18 protein-coding genes, 1 tRNA gene and 2 pseudogenes are annotated in these 22734 nt (G+C 66.9%); 10 read left to right on the top strand and 11 right to left on the bottom strand.

The features are described from left to right. Nucleotides 1-83 precede the first annotated feature (83 nt). The 4 genes from JHW48_RS08750 (at nt 84) to JHW48_RS08735 (ending at nt 5139) form a co-directional block, all read left to right on the top strand. Nucleotides 84-662 (top strand): YqaA family protein, encoded by a 579-nt coding sequence (locus JHW48_RS08750; protein WP_119885477.1) that lies wholly within the window; start codon nt 84-86, stop codon nt 660-662. Further along, nucleotides 659-1153 (top strand): disulfide bond formation protein B, encoded by a 495-nt coding sequence (locus JHW48_RS08745; RefSeq protein WP_119885478.1) that lies wholly within the window; start codon nt 659-661, stop codon nt 1151-1153. Before JHW48_RS08750 ends, JHW48_RS08745 begins: the two co-directional genes overlap by 4 nt. 137 nt (nt 1154-1290) lie before the next feature. Next, nucleotides 1291-3987, top strand: a complete 2697-nt coding sequence (gene gyrA, locus JHW48_RS08740; RefSeq protein WP_119885489.1) for a DNA gyrase subunit A — start codon at nt 1291-1293, stop codon at nt 3985-3987. Nucleotides 3988-4050: 63 nt separating this feature from the next. Beyond that, the gene (locus tag JHW48_RS08735) at nt 4051-5139 is read left to right on the top strand and encodes an AI-2E family transporter (RefSeq protein ID WP_240637744.1); all 1089 of its coding nucleotides are present in this window, start codon (nt 4051-4053) and stop codon (nt 5137-5139) included. Between the two features lie 4 nt (nt 5140-5143). Here JHW48_RS08735 and JHW48_RS08730 read toward each other — a convergent pair whose 3' ends face one another. The 4 genes from JHW48_RS08730 to JHW48_RS08715 all read right to left on the bottom strand — a co-directional run bounded on the left by JHW48_RS08730 (nt 5144) and on the right by JHW48_RS08715 (nt 10681). Then, the gene (locus JHW48_RS08730) at nt 5144-7639 is read right to left on the bottom strand and encodes a DUF3772 domain-containing protein (RefSeq protein WP_119885479.1); all 2496 of its coding nucleotides are present in this window, start codon (nt 7637-7639) and stop codon (nt 5144-5146) included. Nucleotides 7640-7647: 8 nt separating this feature from the next. After that, nucleotides 7648-8679, bottom strand: a complete 1032-nt coding sequence (locus JHW48_RS08725) for a cysteine synthase A (RefSeq protein WP_119885480.1) — start codon at nt 8677-8679, stop codon at nt 7648-7650. 83 nt (nt 8680-8762) lie between these two features. Further along, on the bottom strand, nt 8763-9833 hold the full coding sequence (locus JHW48_RS08720; RefSeq protein ID WP_119885481.1) for an NUDIX domain-containing protein: 1071 nt from the start codon (nt 9831-9833) through the stop codon (nt 8763-8765). Further along, the gene (locus JHW48_RS08715) at nt 9830-10681 is read right to left on the bottom strand and encodes a hypothetical protein (protein WP_119885482.1); all 852 of its coding nucleotides are present in this window, start codon (nt 10679-10681) and stop codon (nt 9830-9832) included. The genes JHW48_RS08720 and JHW48_RS08715 overlap by 4 nt, the downstream gene beginning before the upstream one ends. Nucleotides 10682-10790: 109 nt before the next feature. Here JHW48_RS08715 and JHW48_RS08710 point away from each other — a divergent pair. After that, nucleotides 10791-10880, top strand: a tRNA-Ser gene (locus tag JHW48_RS08710). Between the two features lie 92 nt (nt 10881-10972). Then, nucleotides 10973-11272, top strand: coding sequence for a DUF6538 domain-containing protein (locus JHW48_RS08705; protein ID WP_336390877.1), 300 nt, complete (start codon nt 10973-10975; stop codon nt 11270-11272). 3 nt (nt 11273-11275) lie between these two features. Here JHW48_RS08705 and JHW48_RS08700 read toward each other — a convergent pair. Continuing rightward, nucleotides 11276-12033, bottom strand: a protein-coding gene (locus JHW48_RS08700; RefSeq protein WP_119885484.1) for an IS5-like element ISPaes2 family transposase whose coding sequence is annotated in 2 segments (ribosomal slippage) — nt 11276-11709 and nt 11709-12033 — 759 coding nt in all. Because the reading frame shifts where the segments join, the coding sequence is not laid out codon by codon here. A gap of 145 nt (nt 12034-12178) precedes the next feature. On the opposite strand from JHW48_RS08700, the gene JHW48_RS08695 reads away from it, so the two are divergent. From JHW48_RS08695 to JHW48_RS08685, 3 genes and pseudogenes are all read left to right on the top strand, one after another. Beyond that, the gene (locus tag JHW48_RS08695; RefSeq protein WP_119885485.1) at nt 12179-13810 is read left to right on the top strand and encodes a terminase large subunit; all 1632 of its coding nucleotides are present in this window, start codon (nt 12179-12181) and stop codon (nt 13808-13810) included. Nucleotides 13811-13966: 156 nt separating this feature from the next. Further along, nucleotides 13967-15159: pseudogene (locus JHW48_RS08690) on the top strand (IS5 family transposase). A gap of 172 nt (nt 15160-15331) precedes the next feature. Then, nucleotides 15332-16110 (top strand): annotated as a pseudogene (locus tag JHW48_RS08685) (integrase core domain-containing protein). 10 nt (nt 16111-16120) lie between these two features. Here JHW48_RS08685 and JHW48_RS08680 read toward each other — a convergent pair. The 6 genes from JHW48_RS08680 to JHW48_RS08655 form a co-directional block, all read right to left on the bottom strand. Then, nucleotides 16121-16855, bottom strand: a complete 735-nt coding sequence (locus JHW48_RS08680; protein WP_119887925.1) for a COG3904 family protein — start codon at nt 16853-16855, stop codon at nt 16121-16123. A 4-nt stretch (nt 16856-16859) separates the two neighbouring features. Beyond that, on the bottom strand, nt 16860-18053 hold the full coding sequence (locus JHW48_RS08675) for a hypothetical protein (RefSeq protein ID WP_272835852.1): 1194 nt from the start codon (nt 18051-18053) through the stop codon (nt 16860-16862). Between the two features lie 209 nt (nt 18054-18262). Then, nucleotides 18263-19036: a Crp/Fnr family transcriptional regulator gene (locus JHW48_RS08670; RefSeq protein ID WP_170152216.1), complete on the bottom strand. Its 774-nt coding sequence runs from the start codon at nt 19034-19036 to the stop codon at nt 18263-18265. A 214-nt stretch (nt 19037-19250) separates the two neighbouring features. Then, nucleotides 19251-20264 (bottom strand): GGDEF domain-containing protein, encoded by a 1014-nt coding sequence (locus tag JHW48_RS08665; protein ID WP_119885059.1) that lies wholly within the window; start codon nt 20262-20264, stop codon nt 19251-19253. Then, nucleotides 20264-20830, bottom strand: a complete 567-nt coding sequence (locus JHW48_RS08660) for a heme NO-binding domain-containing protein (protein ID WP_119885060.1) — start codon at nt 20828-20830, stop codon at nt 20264-20266. The genes JHW48_RS08665 and JHW48_RS08660 overlap by 1 nt, the downstream gene beginning before the upstream one ends. A 70-nt stretch (nt 20831-20900) precedes the next feature. Then, the gene (locus JHW48_RS08655; RefSeq protein WP_170152217.1) at nt 20901-21191 is read right to left on the bottom strand and encodes a DUF3572 family protein; all 291 of its coding nucleotides are present in this window, start codon (nt 21189-21191) and stop codon (nt 20901-20903) included. A gap of 109 nt (nt 21192-21300) precedes the next feature. Between JHW48_RS08655 and JHW48_RS08650 the strand changes: the two genes are divergently transcribed. Next, nucleotides 21301-22686: a diguanylate cyclase domain-containing protein gene (locus JHW48_RS08650; protein WP_119885061.1), complete on the top strand. Its 1386-nt coding sequence runs from the start codon at nt 21301-21303 to the stop codon at nt 22684-22686. The last annotated feature ends 48 nt before the right edge of the window (nt 22687-22734 follow it).

The raw sequence follows: 22734 nt of genomic DNA, 5'->3' as shown, positions 1-22734 counted from the left end.
CACAGCATCGCGATAGGCCGCCCTGGCCCTTGACGCGCCCGCGCGTGCGGGATCATACGGGCGCAACGGGACAAGGGGCGGACATGCTGCGCAGGCTTTACGACTGGACGATGGGGCTTGCCGGACGGCGCCAGGCGGAACCCGCGCTGTTCTCGGTCAGCTTCGTCGAAAGCTCGGTCTTTCCGATCCCGCCCGACGTGCTGATGATCCCGATGGTGCTGGCGCGCCGGTCGCGGGCCTTCGTGATCGCCACGATCGCCACGGTCGGGTCGGTTCTGGGCGCGCTGCTGGGATACTGGATCGGCGCGGTGCTGATGGATTCCGTGGGCCAATGGGTGCTGACGGCCTATGGCAAGCAGGATGCCTTCGACCAGCTCTCGGCGCGGTTTTCGGAATTCGGGATCTGGGCGGTGCTGATCGCTGCGGTGACGCCCTTTCCCTTCAAGGTCATCACGCTGTTTTCAGGGGCCGCGGGCCTGTCGCTGCCGATCTTCATCGTGACCTCGATCATCGGGCGGTCGCTGCGCTTCTTCATCGTGGCGGGGCTTTTGTGGAAATTCGGCGAACCGATCCGCGACTTCATCGAACGCAGGCTGGGGCTGGTCTTCACCCTGTTCTGCGTGGCGCTGATCGGGGGCTTTGCCCTGCTGAGGTTCCTGTGACCGCCCGCGCGCTGGCCCTCGCGGCGGGGGCGGGATCGGCGCTGCTGCTGATCGCGGCCTTGGGGTTCCAGGCGGCGGGCTATGCGCCCTGCGAGCTGTGCGTCCTGCAGCGCTGGCCGCATGTCGCGGCGATGGCGGTGGCGGGGCTGGTCTGGCTGACGGGCCGGGTGCGGGCGCTGGCGGTCCTGGGCATGGCGGCCGCGGGCACCGCGATGGGGCTGGCCATCTATCACGTGGGCGTCGAGATGACCTGGTGGGACGGCCCCCAGCATTGTTCCGGCGGCGTGGGCGATCTGGCCCGGCTGTCCACGGCGGAACTGATGGCGCGGCTGCAATCGGCCCCCGTGATCCGCTGCGACGAGATCGCGTGGAGCTTTCTGGGCGTCTCGATGGCGGGGTGGAACGCGGTCCTGTCGGGGGGGCTGGCGGTCCTGTGGGCAATGGCCGCGATCCGCGCGGCGCAAACCCCCGTCCGGGGCCGGTTTTCCTGACCTTGGGGGCGGGGCGCGATTGCCCCCCGGTGATGGCTCGGCTATACCGAACCCCAACAAGATGTTGAGGAATACCCGTGGCCGACACCCCAGAAGACGATCTGCCCGAAACCCCGGATGATGGCGCCGAAACGCGCATGGTGATGGCCCATGACGGGCCGGTGATCGACATCAGCGCCGAGATGCGGACATCCTATCTGGACTATGCCATGTCGGTCATCGTCAGCCGGGCCCTGCCCGACCTGCGCGACGGGCTGAAGCCGGTGCATCGCCGCATCCTCTATGCGATGAACGAAAGCGGCAACACCGCCGACAAACCCTATCGCAAATCGGCCCGCGCGGTGGGCGACGTGATGGGGAAATACCACCCCCATGGCGACAGCGCGATCTATGACGCACTGGTGCGGATGGCGCAGGACTTCTCGATGTCGCTGCCGCTGCTGGACGGTCAGGGCAATTTCGGCAGCATGGACGGCGATTCCGCCGCCGCCATGCGCTATACCGAAGTGCGCATGGAAAAGGTCGCGAATTTCCTGTTGATGGACATCGACAAGGACACGGTCGATTTCCAGGACAATTATGACGGCAAGGACAGCGAGCCGACCGTCCTGCCCGCGCGCTTTCCCAACATGCTGGTCAACGGCGCGGGCGGCATCGCGGTCGGCATGGCCACCAACATCCCGCCTCACAATCTGGGCGAGGTGATCGACGCCACGCTGGAGCTGATCGCCGATCCCGACCTGCCGACCGAACGCCTGCTGGAGATCATCCCCGGCCCCGATTTCCCGACCGGCGCCACGATCCTGGGCCGGTCCGGTTCGCGCAAGGCCTATCTGGAGGGTCGCGGCAGCGTCATGATCCGCGCCAAGACCCATATCGAGGAGCCGCGCAAGGACCGCTTCGCCATCGTCGTGGACGAGATCCCCTATCAGGTGAACAAGTCCGTGCTGATCGAACGCATCGCGGAGCTGGCCAAGGAAAAGAAGGTCGAGGGGATCTCCTCGGTCCAGGACGAATCCGACCGCCACGGCGTCCGCGTCGTGGTCGAGCTGAAGCGCGACGCGACGCCCGATGTGGTGCTGAACCAGCTGTTCCGCTTCACCTCGCTGCAGACGACCTTTGGCTGCAACATGCTGGCGCTGAACGGGGGCAGGCCCGAACAGCTGGCGCTGCGCGACTTCCTGACCCATTTCATCACCTTCCGCGAGGAGGTCGTCGCCCGCCGTACCGCCTATGAGCTGCGCCGCGCCCGCGAACGCAGCCATGTGCTCTGCGGTCTGGCTGTGGCGGTCAGCAATGTCGACGAGGTCGTGGCCACCATCCGCAGCAGCGCCGACGCCCCCGAGGCCCGCGCCCGCCTGATGGAGCGCCGCTGGCCCGCCCATGACATCGTCGAGTACCTGCGCCTGATCGACGATCCGCTGCATCCGGTGAACGAGGACGGCACCTACAACCTGTCCGAGGTTCAGGCCCGCGCCATCCTGGAGCTGCGCCTGCAGCGCCTGACCCAGCTGGGCGTCAAGGAGGTCACGGACGAGCTGCAGACCCTGGCCGACAGCATCCGCGAATATCTGGCGATCCTCGCCTCGCGCGACCGGATCATGGGCATCATCGCCGACGAGCTGCGCGAGGTGCGCGACGCCTTCGCCGTGCCGCGCCGCACCCAGATCGTGGACTGGTCCGGCGACATGATGGACGAGGACCTGATCGAGCGCGAGGACATGGTCGTGACCATCACCTCGGGCGGCTATATCAAGCGCACCGCGCTGGCCGAATTCCGCGCGCAGCGGCGCGGCGGCAAGGGCCTGTCCGGGATGGCCACCAAGGAAGACGACGTGGTGACCACGCTCTTCGTGGCCAACACGCATACCGAACTGCTGTTCTTCACCACCGACGGCATGGTCTATCGCATGAAGACCTGGCGCCTGCCGCTTGGCGGGCGGACCTCCAAGGGCAAGGCGATCGTCAACATCCTGCCCATCGATGCGGGGGTCAGCATCGCGGCGCTGATGCCGGTCGATGCGCCGGTGACGGAATGGGACGATTACCAGGTGGTCTTCGCGACATCCCAAGGCGATGTGCGGCGCAACGCGTTGTCGGATTTCACCACCGTCAAGTCGAACGGCAAGATCGCGATGCGCCTGCCCGAGGGCGTCAGCCTGGTCGGCGTGCGCATGGCGACCGAACAGGATGACGTGATGCTGCTGACCGCGATGGGCCGGGCGATCCGCTTTCCGACCACCGCGGTGCGGGTCTTCAAGGGCCGCGATTCCACCGGCGTGCGGGGAATCCGCCTGGCCGATGGCGACAGCGTCGTCAGCATGGCCGTCATCCGCCATTTCGAGGCCGATTCCGGCGAACGCGCCGCCTATCTGAAGATGCGCCGCGCGGTCGCGGGCGCACTGGATGACGGGGCCGAACCCGACGAGGACGAGGATGCCGTCGAAGGCAGCATCACCCAGGAACGCTATATCGAGATGTCGGCGGCCGAGGACCTGATCCTGACCATCACCGCAAAGGGCGCGGGCAAGATCAGTTCCAGCCACGATTACCCGGTGCGCGGTCGCGGGGGTCAGGGCGTGATGGCCATGGACCGGGCGATGCGGGGCGGCGCGCTGGTCGCCAGCTTCCCGGTCGAGGGTGATGACCAGATCATGCTGGCCACCTCCACCGGCCAGTCGATCCGGGTGCCGGTCCAGGGGATCAGCTTCCGATCTCGCAGCGCGGGGGGCGTCAAGGTCTTCAACACCAGCAATGGCGAGGTCGTCGTCTCGGTGGCGCGCATCGCCGAACAGGGCGACAGCGAGGCATTGACCGAGGACGGCCAGGACTGACACCATCTGATCCCGATCCCGCGCCGCGGGATCGGGTTTTTCCTTTCGGCGTGGGGACCGGGTTTGGACCAATCGAATGAAACGGTGCTGCGGGAACGGTTGCAGACCGGGTTTCTGGGCATCATCGCCTTTTCACTGCTGCTGTTTCTGCTGGTGCAGGCCCGGTTCATCCTGATCGCGCTGGCCATCGCCATCATCCTGTTCTCGCTGACATCGGATGCGATCCATGCGATCTCGACCCGGCTGAAGGTGCCGAACTGGCTGGCGACGACGCTGGCGCTGATCGGCATCGCGCTTGGGCTGATGTGGATATCGACCACCATCCTGGCCCAGGTGAACGAGATCGTGTTCCTGGCCATCACCTATGCCGAACGCGCCCAGGCCGCCCTGCCCGCCCTGACCGAAAGACTGGGCCCCGAGGCGCAGGAACGCATCATCACCGCGCTGACGAATTTCAACATCACTGGCTGGATCCGGTCGCTGGCGGGCCAGGCCTCGGGCATCCTGTCGGGCAGCGTGCTGGTCATTTTGTTCGTGGGCTTCATGTTCGCCGAACAGGTCTGGTTCCCCGTCAAGATCGAACGCCTGACCGAGGATCCGGACCGCGCCGCGCGGGTGCGCCGGATCATCACCTCGATCATGCACCGGGTGAACCGCTATCTGGTCGTCAAGACGGCGGTCAGCGCGGTGACCTCGGCGCTGGTCTGGGGGATCTTTCAACTGGCCGGGCTGGAGCTGGCGGCGGCGGTGGCGATCCTGACCTTTATCTTCAATTTCATCCCCTCGGTCGGGTCGATCGTGGCGACGGTCATCGCGACGATCCTGGTCTTCGTGCTGTCGGGGGACACGACGCTGACCTTGGTGATCGGGCTGTCTCTGACGGCGGTGCAGTTCATCATCGGCAATGTGCTGGACCCGATGCTGCTGGGCCAGACGCTGCGGCTGTCCAGCTTCGGCATCATCCTGTCGCTGGCCTTCTGGGGGGCGGTCTGGGGGGTGCCGGGCATGTTCCTGGCCGTGCCGATCATGGTGGCGCTGATGATCGTCTGCGCCCATATCCCCTGGCTGCGGCCGGTGGCGATCCTGCTGTCGCGCGAAGGCCTGCCCGATGACGGCAGCGGCGACCCGGACGAGACCCGGATCGCCGCCTGATCCCCTAGCCTTCGTGCGAGGCGTCGGGCATCGAGCCCTCGCCCGCCGCATCCGGCAGGTCCACGCCCCCGTCCCCGTCGTCGCGCAGCAGGCGCGGGTCGGGGCGTTCGGTGGTCGATGCCTTTTCGCGCATCGCGGCGGGTTGCTGGGAATGGCCCGGCAGCGCCTCGGGGTTGCGCAGCCAGATGTCGCGCTGCGCGAAAGGGATCTCGATCCCCTCATCCGCGAAACGCGCGGTGATCGCATGCAGCAGGTCCGAGGTGACCCCCAGCCCCGTGCCCACATCCGCCAGGATCGCCCGGATCTCGAAATCCAGAGCGTCCGCGCCCAGGCTGCGGAACAGCACGGCGGGCGGCGGGTCGATGGCGATCAGGGGGTGATCCTCGGTCACCTCGCGCAGGATGCGTTCGACCTTGCGCGTGTCGCTGCCATAGGCGACGCCGACCGGGATGATGATGCGCCCGATCTTGTTGTGGCGCGTCCAGTTGGTGACCGGCTGGCTGATGAGGTCGCTGTTGGGGACCACGACTTCGGTCCGGTCGAAGGTCTCGACCAAGGTGGACCGGACCGAGATCTTCTTGACGATCCCCTGTTGGCCGCCCGCGCTGATCCAGTCGCCGACGCTGACCGGGCGTTCGATCAGCAGGATGATCCCGCTGACGAAGTTCGACACGATGTTCTGCAGGCCGAAACCGATGCCGACGGACAGGGCACCCGCGACGATGGCGAATGCCGACAGGTCGATCCCCGCCGAGGTGATCGCCATCAGCGCCGCCAGGAAGATCCCGACATAGCCCAGCCCGGACACGATGGCGTTCTGGCCGCCCGGATCGATCCGGGTCTTGGGCAGGATCGAGTTGCGGAACGCCCCCTGCACGCCGCGCGTGACCATATAGCCGATCGCGAAGATGATCAGGAAGGTCAGGATCGCGCCGGGCGACAGGGACACCCCGCCCAGGCTGATGCCTTGGCGGAAGCGCAGCCAGTATTCCGACAGCTCGGTCGTGCTGGCGCCCCAGATGATCAGGAACAGCGGCACCGAGGCGATGACCAGCGCAAAGCCCACCAGCAGCGGCGCAAGGCCGTCGCGCGCGCCCTCGGCCCCGCGCTGGATCATGTTGGACACATCCGCGATGAAGTCCTGCAGCAGGATCAGCAGACCCACCAGCGCCAGCGAATAAAGCCAGGGCCAGACCATCAGGTTGCCCAGGTTCACATAGCCCACCGCCGTGACGACGACCGCCAGCGGCCCCAGGAAACGCGTCAGCACGCCCGCCCAGGACACGATCCATTCGCGATAGGACAGGTCCTGGGTCACCGCCTCGCGCGTGACGCGGCGCAGGATGTTGCCAAGCCGCATCATCGCCAGCGCGGCCAGCACGATCAGCACCAGGTGATAGACCCCGGCCGACGGGTCGGTGAACTGGACCGGCACGCGGCCGACCTGCGCCTCGCCCTGTTCGTAAAGGCCCGACAGCGGCAGCATGGCGCGCGACAGGATGTGGTGGACGGCCATGATGACCGCCAGCACCCGCACCATCCGCCCCGCCGAGACGCGCGAGGCCTCGGTCATCTGCAGCGAGGTATAGGCGATGGCCTTGCGCGGGAAGAGCGCGGTCGCCATCCAGTGGCCGCCGAAGATGATCACCGCCGCCACCGGCAGCGCGTTCAGGAAGGGTGTGGCCCAGGGACCGGGCAGGCCCGTGGCCTGGATCGCGCTGATCGCCAGATAGATCCCCGCCATCGGCACCGCGATCTGGCCGAGCGAGACGCCAAAGGCCAGCACCGCCTTGGTATGTTCGGTGGCGCGATGGGACAGGCGGCTTGGCAGGTTCTCGATCCAGGTGCGCGCATAGGTCAGGATCAGCAGCGCCACGATCAGATAGGCGGCGACCTGCGGCAGGCGCGGGCGCAGTTCGGCCCAGGTCTCGGGGGTGGCGTCCTGGCCCGAGACCTCGTTGGCCACGCCCTGCAGCAGGGCGATGCCGTCATTCGTGGCCTCGGCCCAGGATCCGGGCAGCAGCGGCGAAGGCGTCTGCTTGGCCAGCTCCAGCGCTTGGCGCTGGCGCATGATCTCGTCGATCTGGCCGATGATGGCGCTGGCACGGCTGGCGGCCTCGGTCGCGGCCAGGCGCGGGGCCTGGGCCGCGGCCAGCTGGCGGTTCAGCTCGGCACGGCGATCGGCGATCTCCTCGGGTTCGGTCTCGCCCTCGGCGGGCGCGGGGCCGAGCGACTCGATCTGGTTGCGCAGCGTGGCGATGCGTTCGGCATTGACGTTCTGACCGGCCTGGAACTGGTCGCGCCAGTCGACGATGCGGGCGCGGTTGCGGGCCAGCGCCTCGTTCGTGGCCTGCGGGTCGATGGTCAGCGCCTCGGCGCGTTCGGCGACCAGTTCCCAGGTCTGGTAGTTCGGGCCGCCCGCGGGCTGTTGCTGGGCCATGACAGGCGCCGCCGTCAGGGCCAGCAGCGCCACGAGCAATGTCGCAATCAGATGTCGCATGAAACCTTTCAGTCTTCGTAAACCTTCGGCAGGTCCGGCGCCTGCCTGGTCAGCCAATCGGGAACCGGCAGGCCCTTGGCCCGCAGAAACTCCGGATTGAATAGCTTGGTCTGGTACCGGGTGCCATAGTCGCACAGGATCGTGACGATGCGGTGGCCGGGGCCCATCTCGCGCGCCATGCGGATGGCACCGGCGACGTTGATGCCCGAGGATCCGCCCAGGCACAGACCCTCGTGCTTCAGCAGGTCGAAGACGATGGGCAGCGCCTCGGCATCAGGGATGCGCCAGCTGAAATCGGGGGTGAAGCCTTCGAGATTGGCGGTGATGCGCCCTTGGCCGATCCCTTCGGTGATCGAGGAGCCGGGGCTGTCGAATTCCCCGGTCGTATAGAAGGAATGCAGCGCCGCCCCCTCCGGGTCGGCCAGGCCGATCTTGACGCCCTTGGGCTGCAGCGCATCGGCCACCCCCGCCAGCGTGCCGCCCGACCCCACCGCGCAGATGAAGCCGTCGACCTTGCCGCCGGTCTGGTCCCAGATCTCGGGGCCGGTGGTCTCCACATGGGCCTGACGGTTGGCCGTGTTGTCGAACTGGTTGGCCCAGATCGCGCCATTGGGTTCGGTCCGCGCCAAGGCCTCGGCCAGGCGGCCGGAATAGCGGACATAGTTGTTGGGATTGCGATAGGGCGCGGCCGGAACCTCGACCAAGGTGGCGCCGGCCAGGCGCAGCATGTCCTTCTTTTCCTGGCTCTGCGTTTCCGGGATCACGATGACGCTGCGAAAGCCCATCGAGGCGCCGACCAGCGCCAACCCGATGCCGGTATTGCCGGCCGTGCCCTCGACGATGGTGCCGCCGGGCTTCAGCAACCCGCGCGCCACCGCGTCCTTGATGATATAGAGCGCGGCGCGGTCCTTGACCGACTGGCCGGGATTCATGAATTCGGCCTTGCCGAGGATCTCGCAGCCGGTTTCCTCGCTGGCGCGGTTCAGGCGGATCAACGGGGTATTGCCGATCGCGTCGGCCAGATCAGTACAAATTCGCATGGCGATCGACCTTCCATCCCTGTGGGGTTTGTCTGTCGCGAATACCTACACGCCCCACGCTTGGCGGGGCAACCCCACCGCCATCAGGAACCGCCGGGGCCGGGCGCCGGTTCCACGCCCAGATCGGCCGCCCGCGCATCCAGCCACAGCGACAGCGCGATCAGCGGGCCATTGGTGATCCGGCCCGCCGCGACCATGGCCGACAGATCCGCCCGGTCCATCAGATGGCCGCGGATATCCTCGGATTCGCTGTCCAGCCCGTGGATGCCCGCCGTCCCGTCGGGCAGATCGGCGATGCCGACATAGTGGAACAGGAATTCGCAGACCGCGCCGGGGCTGGGATAGGCGTCGAAGGCATGGATAAGGCGGCGCAGGTCCAGCCCGGCCTCCTCGCGGGCCTCGCGCGCGATGGCGGCCTCGGGCGTCTCGCCCGCATCGACGCGCCCGGCGATGGGTTCCAGCAGCCAAGGCTGGGGATCGCCCCGCATGGCGGGGGCAAAGCGGAACTGTTCGATCACCAGCACCCGGTCGCGCCGCGGGTCCCAAGGCAGAAGGACCGCGGCATCGCCCATCAGGAAGGCCTCGCGCGTCATGGGGGCGCTGTGGCCGCCCCGATGCAGAGCATGGGTCAGACGGCGTTCCTCGACCGCGAAATAGCCCGCAAAGCGCGGGCGGCGGTCGATCACGCGGACCGCGTCCCCCGCGCGCCGGGCCACGACATCGCCGCCCGAATGGCACCGCCCCTGTGCCCGCAGCCGCGAGGCCGCCCAGATGCCGATCATTGGCAGCCGCCATGCAAGATGTTCCGCCGGGTGATCCCCCGCGTCGATGATCTGGCGCGCGATCTCGGCGGCCAGGTCGGGATCGGGGCGGGCCGCTTCCGTGGTACCCTGCCCCGCCACGCCCAGGACCTGCCGCCCCTGCCAGTCCACCGGCCGCAGATCCATCACCTGCGCATAGCGCGCGAGCGACGCATTGCCCTGAACCTCGACGCCCGCCAGCGCGCCACCCGGACCAATCGCGGGCCAGCTGTTGCGATCCACGCCCCAGAGGCCGCCGCCCGTCAGCCGCCCCGCCAGCGTCACGGGCCGCCCCTCCAGCCCCAAGGCCTCCAGCATCGGCGGCATGGCCAGCAGGCCGACCACGGTGATCACAGCTGCTGCCCCTCGACCCGCAGGGCGGCGGCCAGGCCCATGTCAAAGGCGGTCTGGCCGAACAGGGCGTCAAAGCCCGAAAACAGCAGGCGCGACAGCAGCCGCCCCTCGGCCGAAGCCGCGAACTCGGTATAGGCGCGCAGCTCCTCATCGCTCAGCGGGCCGTAGGCCAGGGTCAGGAAGGCATGCAGCCATTCCGTCGTCTCGGCCTCGATCTGGTCGCGCTGCGCCCAGGCATCGGCGACGATCTCGCGCGGGTCGGGCGGCATGGCATAGCCGCCGCCTTCGGCGAAACCGCGCGAAAAGCCGATGACGGCGTTCATCCCCCCCGCGACATTGGGCCCGATCAGGTCCGCCGCCCGGATCAGATCGGCGATCTGGCGGCCCCGCGGCGTGTCGCGCGTCAGAAAGGCGGTAGCGCGGGCATCGGCATCCAGATCCTCGTCCAGCATGGCCAGCCGGGCCGAGGTCTCCAGCCGCAGCACGCGCTGGCCCAAGGGGGATGCGTGAAACGCCATCGCCTGCGCCAGCAGCCCGGGCTCGGCCCGCTCCAGCGCGGGTCGGACGCCATCCAGGAATAGGGCCCGCATCCGTGCCGGTTCATGGATCCGGGCAACCGTATCGGACCAGGGCGGGCCGGCACCCTCGATCAGCCCCTCGGCCTCCATGCGCCGCGCCTCGCGCAGCGATTCCTCGCGCAGGACCGGCATCAGCTCCGAGAGCTGCAGCAGGTCCCACAGCCGCTCCTCCACCGGCGCCTCGGCTTGGACAAGGGTCATAGTGTCGGGCCCCCGCCCCTGCGCGGGGGCGCAGGCCAAGGCCCCCATCAGCCCAATGATCATCAGCATGCCGCGGCCTTTCGGGAAAATTTCGATGCGTCGGGATTTTTTCGGTCAAACCCCCTTGCGCTTCAACCCCCACCCGTCTAATTCCGCGCAACCACACCGAAAAAAGCGCGGAGAGGTGCCGGAGTGGTCGAACGGGGCGGTCTCGAAAACCGTTGAGCCTGCAAGGGTTCCGTGGGTTCGAATCCCACCCTCTCCGCCATACATCCCACATGTTCATGATATTGCTGAAAAGCCTTGTTTTACAGGCCCGTCAGCTACAAAACCTGCTACAAAACGGGGTTCGGCAAAATCATGAAACACGTCCAACACGTCCGTGGAAAGTGGGTCGCGCGCATGACCGTGCCGACCGAGTTGCGTGACGTGCTTGGGATGCGCGAACTGGTCGCCCCCCTGGGCGGTGACAAGAAGGAGGCCGAGCGCAAAGCGCTGGTCGTCCTGAACCGCTTCCACGCGATCCTGGAGCAAGCGCAAGAGGCCGTCGCGGCGAACCGCCCTTCCCTCTCGACCGCCGCTAAAGCCCACTACCGCGCCGAACTGGCGAACGATGACAAAGGCCGTGCAGTCAGGCACCCTAGACTCCAGACTCATTAAGTTTCACAGCCAGAACAAGACGGTTGCGGCGAGCATGATCGCTGAGAAGAACGTTTCCGGGCAGCGGTCATAACGGGTTGCGACGCGCCTCCAGTCCTTCAGACGTCCGAACATGATTTCGATGCGGTTACGCCTTTTGTAACGCCGCTTGTCGTATTTGACGACCTTCTTGCGGGACCTCCGTCCGGGGATGCAAACCTTTATCCCCTTGTCTTTCAAAGCGTCTCTGAACCAATCAGCGTCGTAGCCCCTGTCGGCCAGAAGCCACTCAGCCTTCGGCAGGCTGCCCAGCAGCGCCGCCGCGCCGGTGTAATCGCTAACCTGGCCGGCCGACATGAAGAACCCGATCGGCCGCCCCTTCGCATCGGCGACAGCGTGCAACTTGGTGTTCATACCGCCTTTGGTGCGCCCGATCTGGCGCCCGCGCCCCCCTTTTTCACCCCAAGGCTCGAGGCCGTGCGGTGTGCCTTGAGATAGGTCGCGTCAATCATGATCGTCTTGTGCTCGGCGCTCTCGGCGGCAAGGCCGACCATGATCCGGGCAAAAACCCCGTTATCGCTCCAGCGCTTCCAGCGGTTGTAGAGGGTTTTGGCCGGGCCGTATTCCTTCGGCGCGTCACACCACCGCAACCCATTACGATTGATGAAAATTATGCCGCTGAGGACGCGACGATCATCGACCCGGGGCTTGCCATGGCTCTTGGGAAAGAACGGTTTCAGACGCTCCATTTGGGCGTCGCTCAGCCAGTAAAGATCACTCATCGATCAGGTCTCCTTGAGGAGCCTGAATCATGCAAAGACCGTAAGATCAATGGGTCTGGAGTCTAGGGCTTGATCCGGTCAGCCGTGCCCGACTTGGGACCGCAGCACCGGATGATGACGACGACAACCCGCTTGCGGTGCGCTGATGACCGCCAGCACCTTCCCCGCCTGGATCAGCGACGCCAGCACCATCCATGACCCTCTGGGGCATGGTGATCGTGCGGTGACGTTTCTGCGCCGCCTGCGCCATCCGAACGCAGATAACACCAACCACGCGCCCGGCCCGAACGTCATCACCCACCCGCGCGCCTTTCAGCTTCACCCGTGGCAGGAAAGGATCGTTCGGCGCATCTATGGCCCGCGCCACCCGGACGGCAGCCGGATCGTCAAGACGGTGTTCCTGATGCTGCCCAGGGGGAACCGAAAAACCTCTCTGGCCGCTGCCCTGTCACTCTTGCACCTGTTCGGGCCAGAGACCCGGCCCGCCGGTCAGGTGATCTTTCAGGCCAGCATCGGTTTTCGCGAGGCCGCCAACATCATCCGCGAGGATAAGCGTCTGTTGAACGCGGTGACGATCCGCGACGCCTTCAACAGCAAGAAGCAGATCACCTTCCCCAAGAACGGATCGACCCTGACCGCACTTGCCAGCGATGGCGGTGCCGCGCACGGCCTGACACCCAGCTTCACCCTGATTGATGAGGTCCACGCCTGGCGGGGTCGCGACCTGTGGAAAGCGATCAAAAGCGGTCAGGCCAAGACCGACGACACGCTGATGGTGATCGCGACGACCGCCGGGCGTGGTGCCGAAGGACTAGCCGCCGACCTCTTCGCCTATGCCCGGCGCGTTGCCACAGGCGAGGTTAGCAACCCCGAGTTTCTGCCGGTCTTGTTCATGGCCGAGCCGGATGACGACTGGCAGAATGAGGCGACATGGTTCAAGGCAAACCCCGGCCTGTCCTTCGGCTTCCCGTCCATGTCCGGCTTGCGCGCGCTGGCGAAAGAGGCCGAGGGCAATCCCGCCGAACTTGCCAGCTTCAAGCAATTCAACCTGAACATCTGGCAGGCGAACAGCCGCGACCCGCTGTTCGATCTGCTGACCTATGACAGCCGTCAGCTTGACGATGACGAGGCCGATCTGGAGGCACTGCCTGCCTATGTCGGCGTGGACATGTCCGTGTCGGGCGACCTGACCGCCGTCAGCATCGCGTTCCGGCATGATGATGGTCAGATCACCCTTCGGTCGCGGGTGTTCGTTCCTGGTGACGAACTGCGCCTGCGTGGTGATCGTGACGGCGCACCCTATGAACGCTGGCGCGACGATGACCTGATCACGGTCTGCCCCGGCCCGATCATCGACAATGACATGGTGGCCGATCATGTCCGCGACCTATGCGCCCGCTATGACGTGCATGAGATCGCCTTTGACCCGCACCTTGCGCGCGTCACCATGCAGCATCTGCATGATGATGGTCTGCCCGTCTTTGCCTTTCCCCAGCGACCGCTGACCATGGGCGTGGCCGCTGGTGATCTTGAACGGATCGTCACCGGCAAGCTGGTTCGCCACAACGGCGACTCGGTGTTGCGCCATCACTTTGAGAATGTCGTCACGAGCCGCAACCCGACCAGGGGTCTTGTCCGCATGCACAAGGCGCGCACGGCCAGCCGCATTGATGCCGCTGTCGCCTCTGCGATGGCCGTCAGCCGGGCCGTGACCGCCCATGACACCAAATCCCGATACGACAGCCCGGACGTTCTGGGCCTGACGATCCTTCAATAGTGAAAGAGTATTAGAATGACTCTCGAACAGACCGGAATGCTGGTCAAAATCGAAGCCCAGGTTGCCAAATGGGAGCGCGACCTGAACCGCGCGAACCAATTCCATCGCCGCGCCAGCGAACAGCTTGAGCGCCGGGCCAAGCAATCGGCCGACCGAATGGCCGCCACCGACGCCAGCCGGTGCAGGTCCAGTTCGCTGTTCAGCTATGTCGATCTGGAGGACCGAATCCCTACGCATCACCCGCTGCGGAAGATCTGGCAGGTGGTGAATGACGCCCTGGCGAGCCTGGATGCGGATTTCAGCGCGGTTTACGTCGACTTTGGCCGCCCCTCGATCGCGCCGGAGCGGCTGATCCGGGCCAGTCTGATCCAGATCCTGGTCTCGATCCGGTCCGAGCGTCAGCTGATGGAGCAGATGCGCTACAACCTGCTGTTCCGTTGGTTTGGGGGCCTCGGGATCGACGACGCCGTATGGGTCCCCACCGTCTTCTCCAAGAACCGTGATCGGCTTCTGAACTGCGAGATGTCGCGCAAAGCGATGTCTGCCATTCTGGCGCATCGCGAGGTGGCGCCGCTTTTGTCGGATGATCATTTCGCTGCGCGGTCCTTTGGCTCTTGGTCGATGGCACTTTGGTCCAGGCTTGGGCGTCGATGAAGAGTTTCCGGCCAAAGACCGAGGGCATGCAGGGCGACGATGATCAGGGCGAGCCACCTGCCCTTGACGCTGCCGCCGATGACCAACCCACCCTGCCAGAGACCGAACCGATGCCCCGCACCAGACCCGGCCACCGCAATGCCGAAGTCGACCTCAGGGGCGAGAAGCGCTCGAATGCGACCCATGCCTCTACGACCGATCCGGACGCGCGGCTCTGCAAGAAAGCGCCTGGCACCGGGGCAGCACTGTGCTTCATCGGTCATGCTGTGATGGAAAACCGCAATGATTTCATCGTCCAGGCGGATCTGATCCGCGCGACTGACCGTGCTGAACGCCAGGCGGCAATGGATATGATCAACCGTCACTCCCCGGGCTCGACCCGACGGCTGACGCTCGGCGCCGACAAGGGATATGACGCGGCACAGTTCGTCGTCGATCTGCGGCAGGCCTGCATCACCCCACATATCGCACAAAAATCGTGTCATTCAGCAATCGACGGGCGCACCATCAGGCGCAAGGGCTACGCCCTGTCCCTCAGGCACCGCAAACGGATCGAAGAGGCTTTTGGCTGGGCCAAAACCATCGCAGGCGCCGCCCAGACTGCCTACCGCGGCATCGAGCGCGTAAGAGCGAGCTTCATAATGGCGCTTGCCGCCGGAAATCTCGCCAGACTGCCGAAGCTGCTCGCAGCATGAGCAGAAGACGCGGTCGCAGAGCGGCCAAGGCCCGCCCCTAGTTGTTTGATCCCACGGTTTGATGGTGCGACCCTTTTTCAGGAATGGAAGGAAGCATTATGGGCCAGGTTCGTCACGGGAGCGCCATGAGCACGCACGCCGTCAGAGCTGCAATAATGAGGGCCGGCTCGCCATCGGTCCGAGGGCTTGGCCCGAACGATCGCAAGCTTCGCTTGCGACGTTGAGCCGGGATCTGGGGATCAACCCGAAGACGGTTGCGAAATGGCGCAAGCGCCAGACGGTCGAGGACCTCAAGACCGGGCCGAGAGAACCGCGCTCGACGATCCTGACCGAGGCTGAGGAGGCGACCATCGTCGCTTTCCGACGGCACACGCTGCTGCCGCGGGAGTTCAAGCGTGAAGCAAACGATCCGGGGGATCGTTTGTAGCGCAGAACGCCTCTATGCCCTGCAGCCATCCATCCCGCACGTGACACGCTCAGCGCTCCATCGGTGTCTGCAGCGATGAGCCATTGCGGCGCCACCGGTTCAAGCCCGATGGCGAGGAGCATTCAGTTCGCCGAGCAGCCCCCGGAACCGCAACACCGTTTATTCTCGGCCCATGCGCTTCGACATGATCTGCAAGGGCGAGACCTTGTCCGCCATTGGTCCGAGGACAATGGTCGAGCGGTATCGAACATCGTCTCACCAAGCCAAACCACCCGTGGACCAACGACCGGGTCGAGCGAATGAACCGAACGATCAAGGACGCGACCGTTAAACGCTTCCATTACGACGATCACGACCAGCTCCGCACTCACCTCGCCGACTTCATGGCCGCTTACAATTTCGCCCGCCGGCTCAAGACCCTTGGAGGGCTCACACCCTACGAATACATCCGCAAGATCTGGACATCTGAGCCAGACAGATTCATCCCAAATCCGATCCAACAGATGCCGGGACTGAACAACTAGCAGTAAGTCGTCACCCCTCGGCCGTGGTGGTCAGGCGCAGCTCGGCCATCAGGTCGGGCTCCAGCACATTGATCTCGGCGGGGGGTGTGCGCAGGGCGTGAGTCATCAGGCGCAGATCGACCCCCATCTGGACCAGGTATTCCATCACCCCCGCCTGCGCGCGCTGCAGGTCGCTGACCGCCATGAAGGCCGGCAGAAAGGTGTTCTGGCCGAAATAATGCTGGTGCACGCCGACCACGCCGCCGGTCTCGACCCGGCGCTCGGTGCCGCCGGCCAGGATATAGGGGCAGGCCGACAGGCAGACGGCCCCGTCCTCGACCCGCGTGGTCAGGGCCGCGCCGCGGATCGTCCGCCCGATCGCCACCGCGTCCGAGACCGACCCGCCGGAGCTGTCCAGCGCCACCTGCACCGCGACCGGACGCGCCCGGTCCAGCCATTCGACGAAACGGTCCGCATCGCCCGGCGCGATCTGGCCGATGATGCGGATGCGGTCATCCTCGACATCGAATTGCAGGCGCTCGGGCATCTGGCGCATGGCGGGGGCGCCGGGCCGTGCGGGGTCGGCGGGGCGCAGGTCGGGGCGATAGGGGCGCACGTTCGGCCCTTGGGCGGGCGGGGCATAGAGGCCCGGCGCCGCCGATCCCGGGGCGCGCCACAGGTCCAGGCCCACGATCAGCCCCGCCATCAGCACCTGCGACAGCAGCACCGCCCGGATCGCCCGCTGCGGAGAGGAGAGCAGCCGCACCGGCTCAGCCCCTGCCGTCGCGCGGCGACGCGCCCTGTTCGGCCTGGCGCAGCATGTCGGATGCGATCAGCGCGGCGCGCAGCTCGCCCACGGTCATGCGGTCGTCGCTGTGCCCCTCGCCGCGCCCGGCGCGGATCGCGGCCTGGACCACCATGATGATGAAGACCAGCACCGCCGGCAGCAGGTCGATCGAGATCGCCCCCGCCCAGGCCGGCACGAAGTTGCGCGCATAGGTGATGACCGCATCCGCCGCCGAAAGCGGGGTATAGAGCGCCTCGTCCGGGTCCGGCAGGGCCATGACCTCGGCCGCGGCGCGGTCCAGGGTCTGGGCGCGCTGTTGCACCAGGCCCAGCACCGCGTTGATGGTGGATGTCTGGCCCGCCCGGGTCGCGGCGGTGGCGCCGTCCAGCTCGGGCAGGATCACCGCATCCGACAGGTCCTGCGCCGCACGGCTGACCAAAGGCGCGGGGTTCAGCTGGCGCAGCTGGGTGATCAGGCCCGCCAGCTCGACCGCGTCGCTGGAAAAGCGCACGGTGCGGTCCTGCAGCGGCCCCGGCTCGACCGAGATGCCGCGCATCCGCGACAGGATCGCGTTGCCTTGCGCGAAGGTCTGGTCGATCGGGGCGTCGACGCCGGTCAGCTGATCCTCCAGCGCCTGCAGCTCGGCCTGTTTCTGGATCAGCACGCGGAACACCGCGCCGCGGCCGGAAAAGCCCGACAGCGTGCCGCCGGCCTCCTGTTCGGACAGGTCGGCAAAGCTCTGGCGGACGCGGGCCACGTCGCGCGACAGCGACTGTCCGGCCACCGCATTGGCATGGGCGCGTTCCAGCGAGGTCTGATAGTTCTGGACCGTGGTCGCCATATGCGTCTCGACCGCCGCGCCCCCGGCCAAGGCGGCGGCGTTCAGCCATGAGGACATGGCGATGATCGCCAGCGAGCCCAGCACCATGGTCAGCATCAGCCCGATCCGAGAGGCCGCCGAGCGCACCGCCGGCAGCAGCCGCAGCAGATAGGACCAGAAGACGAAGATCCCCACCGAGACGGCGATCGAATAGGCCAGCGCCGCGAAGGTCGTCCACAGGCCCGGATCGTCCAGCAGCGTGCGCACGCCCAGATAGGTGTAGATCCCCGATGCCGCCGACAGCACGCCAAGCGCGGTCGAGGTGAAGCTGTCCAGCCAGTCCAGGTGCCGTTCCAGCTCGCGCGCATAGCGGTCGCCGCGCGGCCCGTGGGCAGGTCCGCTTGACGCGGGTCGGGGCTGGGTGGCTCGGTCCGGGGCGCGGGGCCTGCGATGCGTCGGGAACGGCGGCGGGGTCGGGGGAATGCGACATGCGGGCTCCGGTCAGGGGTCCGGGCTCAGATAGCGCAAATGGCGCCCGTTCTCAGCCCCCGATGCGCGGGCTGCGGTCACACCTTCGGCATATGCGGGCCGGTCGCGGCCTCGTCCAGCAAGATCTGCTCGCCCCCCGGGCGGGCGGCCTGCAGGCGGTCGCGGTCCAGGATGCGGATGGCGCCGCGCCCCATCTCGACCACGCCATCGGCGCGCAGCTGCGACAGGGTCTTGTTCACGGTCTGGCGCGAACAGCCCGCGAATCCGGCCAGATCGGCCTGGCTCAGCGCGACCTCGGGCGTGTCGGGGGTTGTCATGGACAGCAGGTGGATGCGGATGCGGTCCTCGGCATCATAGAACATCGCCACGGAATGCTGGCGGTTGTCGCGCGTCAGGCGGTCGTGGAATATCCCCGCGAAGTTCCGCATCAGCAGGTCCGCGGGCAGGTATCGCAGGATCAGCCCCGCATCGAACAGCATCACCGTCGTGTCGCGCAGGGTCGTGCAGTTGGCCGCGCAGGTCCGGCCCGAGAACTGCTCGACCTCGCCCAGAACCTCGCCGGGCTGGGCCAGATGGGCCAGGACGCGGTTGCCGTTGATGTCGATATAGCTGACCTCGATCCGGCCGCGCAGGATCAGATATCCCCATTCGGCGGGCTCGCCCTGACGCAGCAGGGTCAGGGGCTTGCGGAATTGCTGGATGCGGGCCTCGGACAGCATCGCGGCCATCGCCTGATCCGTCATGCCCCGCAGCAGCGCCGGGCGGGTGCGCTGCAGCACGCCCAGCCAATCGGTCGCCTGCGCAGAACGCCGCGCGGGTGCCGCCTCTGCCTGTTGGATCTGGCCGTCCATCGTCCCATCCGCCCTTGGTCCTGTTCCGACTATAGCGTCGACATTTCCATATGACAGACAAAAAACCGGCCCGCCCCGCCATCGCGAGGGGGCAGACCGAGGGTGCATGAAACACTAAACGGAAACCGTGAACACACCCTCGGTCGGCATCCCAACCCTAGCGCGGGGGATGCGGCGGGTTGTCGCTTGCGCGACAGACCGGCGATCTTTTCGGTCAGGCGATCCGCGCGCAGCCGCGCCCGGCCTCCTTCGCCCGGTAAAGCTCGGCATCCGCCAAGGCCAGCAGCGCGATCGGGTCCGTCGTGCCGCCGGGGGCCCAGATCACCACCCCGAGGCTGGCCGAGACCTTCAGCACCCCCAGTTCGGGCGGAGAGAGGTCGCCCACCGCCCGGATGATGCGCTGCGTCAGCTGCTCCAACCCCGCGCGCGAGGTCATGCCCTTGACGATCATGACGAATTCGTCGCCACCGATGCGCGCGGCCGTGTCCGCCTTGCGGATCTGGGACCGCAGGACCGCCCCCACGGCCCGCAGCAGGTCGTCGCCCGCTTGGTGGCCCAGGCTGTCATTCACCTGCTTGAAATGATCGAGGTCCAGATGGATCAGCGCAAAAGGCAGCGGGCAGGTCTCGGGGCGGTCCATGGGGCTGCGCAGCGCCCGGTCCAGCGCGATCTCCAGCCCGCGGCGGTTGAAGAGGCCGGTCAGCGGATCGGTTTGCGCTTGCTGCAGCGCGACCTCGCGCGATTGGGCCAGCTGGTCGTTGAAGCGCGACAGCTCGGTCAGGACGGCGCGATTGGCCTCGTGCAGGAACAGCAGCTCCATCGCCAGCTCGGAGGGGGCGAAGTCGTCATCGGTCAGATCCGCCGCGCGGATCGCGCGGTGCAGCCCGATCCCGAAGCCCAGATTGACCAGCATCGTGCCGTCGCCCATCCGCACCCCGTGGCCGCGCAGCACGACATCCGGCGTGGCCACCACACGCAGGAACAGGCGCAGATGCCGGTCCACCGCCGCCCGGATCGCGGCCAGCGAACAGGGCCCCTGCCCCGGCCGCGCGCAGGCCAGATGCTGGGCCAGATGCCGGTCGGGTGCGCCGCCCGCATCCCCCGCCACGCCCGGGACCAGCTTGGCCAGCGTCCGTCCCACCGACAGGACGCGCCCCGCATCGTCCAGCCACAGATGCATGGGCAGCAGGTCCTGCAACGCCCGCGGGTCCAGCCGCGCCTCGGGCATCACAGCGGCACCCCGGGCTGGGCCTGGGCGTCCAGCGTGAACAGCCGCCCCTCGGCGAAGCGCTCGTCCCAGATGTCGATGCGGATCATCCCGTCCTCGACCGAGATCAGCGACAGCGCGCCGTAATCGTCGGCCATGCCGCGGATCAGGCCGACCAGCAGGTTCTGCCAGACCTCGTCGGGTTCGGGGAACTGCAGCCAGACCGCCTGTCCCTCCGCCTCGACCTGCAGCCTGGGCAGGACCAGCCGCGGCAGGACCAGATGCGCGCGGCCCGGCAATTCGTCCAGCCGCAGCAGGAAGTCGCGGAAATCCCGCCCCGAGAAGCGCAGCAGCCGCCGGATCGGCTCGACCCGGGTCATCCAGGCGCCCAGATCCTCGAACATCTCGGATCGCGGCTTGGCCAGCCGGAAGGCGGCGCGATCCAGCGCCTCGGTGCCGAAGGTCGTTCCCGACCCCGACAGCAGGCTGTCCGCCGCGATCGCGTCATCCACCACGGCCGCGACCAGCGCATCCCCATATGTCGATCGCAGGAATTCCTCGATCGCGCGATTGACCAGACCGTTCATGTCCACCTCGATTCGAAGGTCAGACTAGTCCCTGGTCGTAAAGAAAACGGAAATTCGCGGCGAAAATCCGCTAGTCGGCCGCCCAGCCATAGCTGCCCGGTCCCGACAGCGCGGTGCGCGCCGCCATGATGTCCTGGGGACGCAGCCCGAGCGCCGCGGAAAAGCGCAGGATCCGGTCGTCATCCTCGGCGATGAAATCCAGCAGGAACAAGGCGATGTCGGGCCGCTGCGCCAGGTTGCGCAACTCCGAGGCCTGCAGTCCCGATGTGCCCAGGAAACCCGCCACATCCTCGGGGCGCTCGGCCATCTCCAGAAGGATCCGCATGGCCAGATCCGATGCCCGATCGGCGGAAAACCCCATGATGCCCTCTCCTGTCGCATTTTCGTAAGGCGCAGAGGCCAAAAAACTCTTTATTAAGCATTTGAGGCTACAGTTAAACTCGGATTCTCTCGATTTTCTGGATGGACCCATGACTGCGCGCATTGTGCTTGCAGAAGGTATCGCGTCAACGCGCATCACACTCAAGGTGCGGCTCGCGGCTGCGTGCTATGATGTGGTCGCAGTATCTTCGGCTGCAGAAGTCTTTGGCCAGTTTCACGATGCCCCCCCCGAGATCATCGTTATCGGGGGCGGTTTGCCTGACATGGAAGCAGTTGATTTGTGCCGTCAGATCACGCGCGATCAGATAAGTGCGGAAATTCCCGTGATCATGTTGGTCGACATCGATCACCGGCTGGCCGCGCTGCAGGCCGGCGCGACGGCCACGCTGGAGCCGGATGTGGACGACCAGATGCTGATGGCGCGCATCCGCAACATCCTGCGCGATTCGGACCTGCCCGAGAAACAGGCCGGCATGGCCGAACAGGCGGCGGGCTTCACCCATGCGGCCAGCCCGCTGATCGCGCTGGTGGCCGACAATCCGGGCCGCGCGCAGCGCTGGCGCCAGATGCTGTCCGGCCGGATGTCCTGCCGGTTCGAGATCCGCGACGCGGACGAGGCGCTGGCGGCGGCGACCAAGGGGCGGACGGCGGATCTCTATGTCATCTCGGCCGATATCCGGGGGCGCGGCGACGGGCTGCGGCTGCTGTCGGAACTGCGGTCGCGCCAAGGGTCGCGCGATGCGGGCTTCGTCATCGCGATCGCCCCCGACCGGGCCGAGCTGTCGGCCATCGCGCTGGATCTGGGCGCGGGCGAGGTCATCCCCGAGACCCTGGGCAGCGAGGCCGCGGCCCAGGCCGCCGCCATGTCGCTCAAGGTGCTGCTGTCGCGCAAGTCGCGGTCCGACCAGCGCCGCGCCGACATGCAGCAGCAGATGCTCTGGGCGATGACCGATCCGCTGACCGGGCTGCACAACCGCCGCTATGCGCTGCCGCGGCTGCGCGACATCGCCCAACGCGCGGCGGGGGACCGGCGGGCCTTTGCGGTCTTCGCCATCGACCTCGATCATTTCAAGACGGTCAACGATTCCCACGGCCACACGGCCGGCGACGCGGTCCTGGCCGAGATCGCGCAGCGCCTGCAGGACTGCATCGGCGGCGCGGGCATCCTGGCCCGCATGGGCGGCGAGGAGTTCATGGCCGTGATAGACGACTGCCCGCCCGATGCGGCGCGTCACCTGGCCGAACGCCTGCGCCGCTGCGTCCAGGCCCGCCGGGTTGCGCTGCCGGCCCTGTCGGGGGGCGGGGCGATCCGGGTCACCGCCTCGGTCGGGGTGGCCTGCATCCTGCCGGGCGAGGATATCTGGCCCGACCATCTGGCCCGCATCGCGGTCGAACGGGCGGACCGCGCCCTGCTGGCGGCGAAATCGGCGGGGCGCAACTGCGTCGTCGCCGATTGCCCCGACCGTGCGGCATAGGGGCCCCTTTCCAGCCGCCGCCCGAATGCCTTACTGTCAGGGTGACAG

This window comes from Paracoccus aestuarii, from assembly GCF_028553885.1.
GTDB lineage: Bacteria > Pseudomonadota > Alphaproteobacteria > Rhodobacterales > Rhodobacteraceae > Paracoccus > Paracoccus aestuarii.
This window is presented reverse-complemented; position numbering and strand designations above follow the sequence as displayed.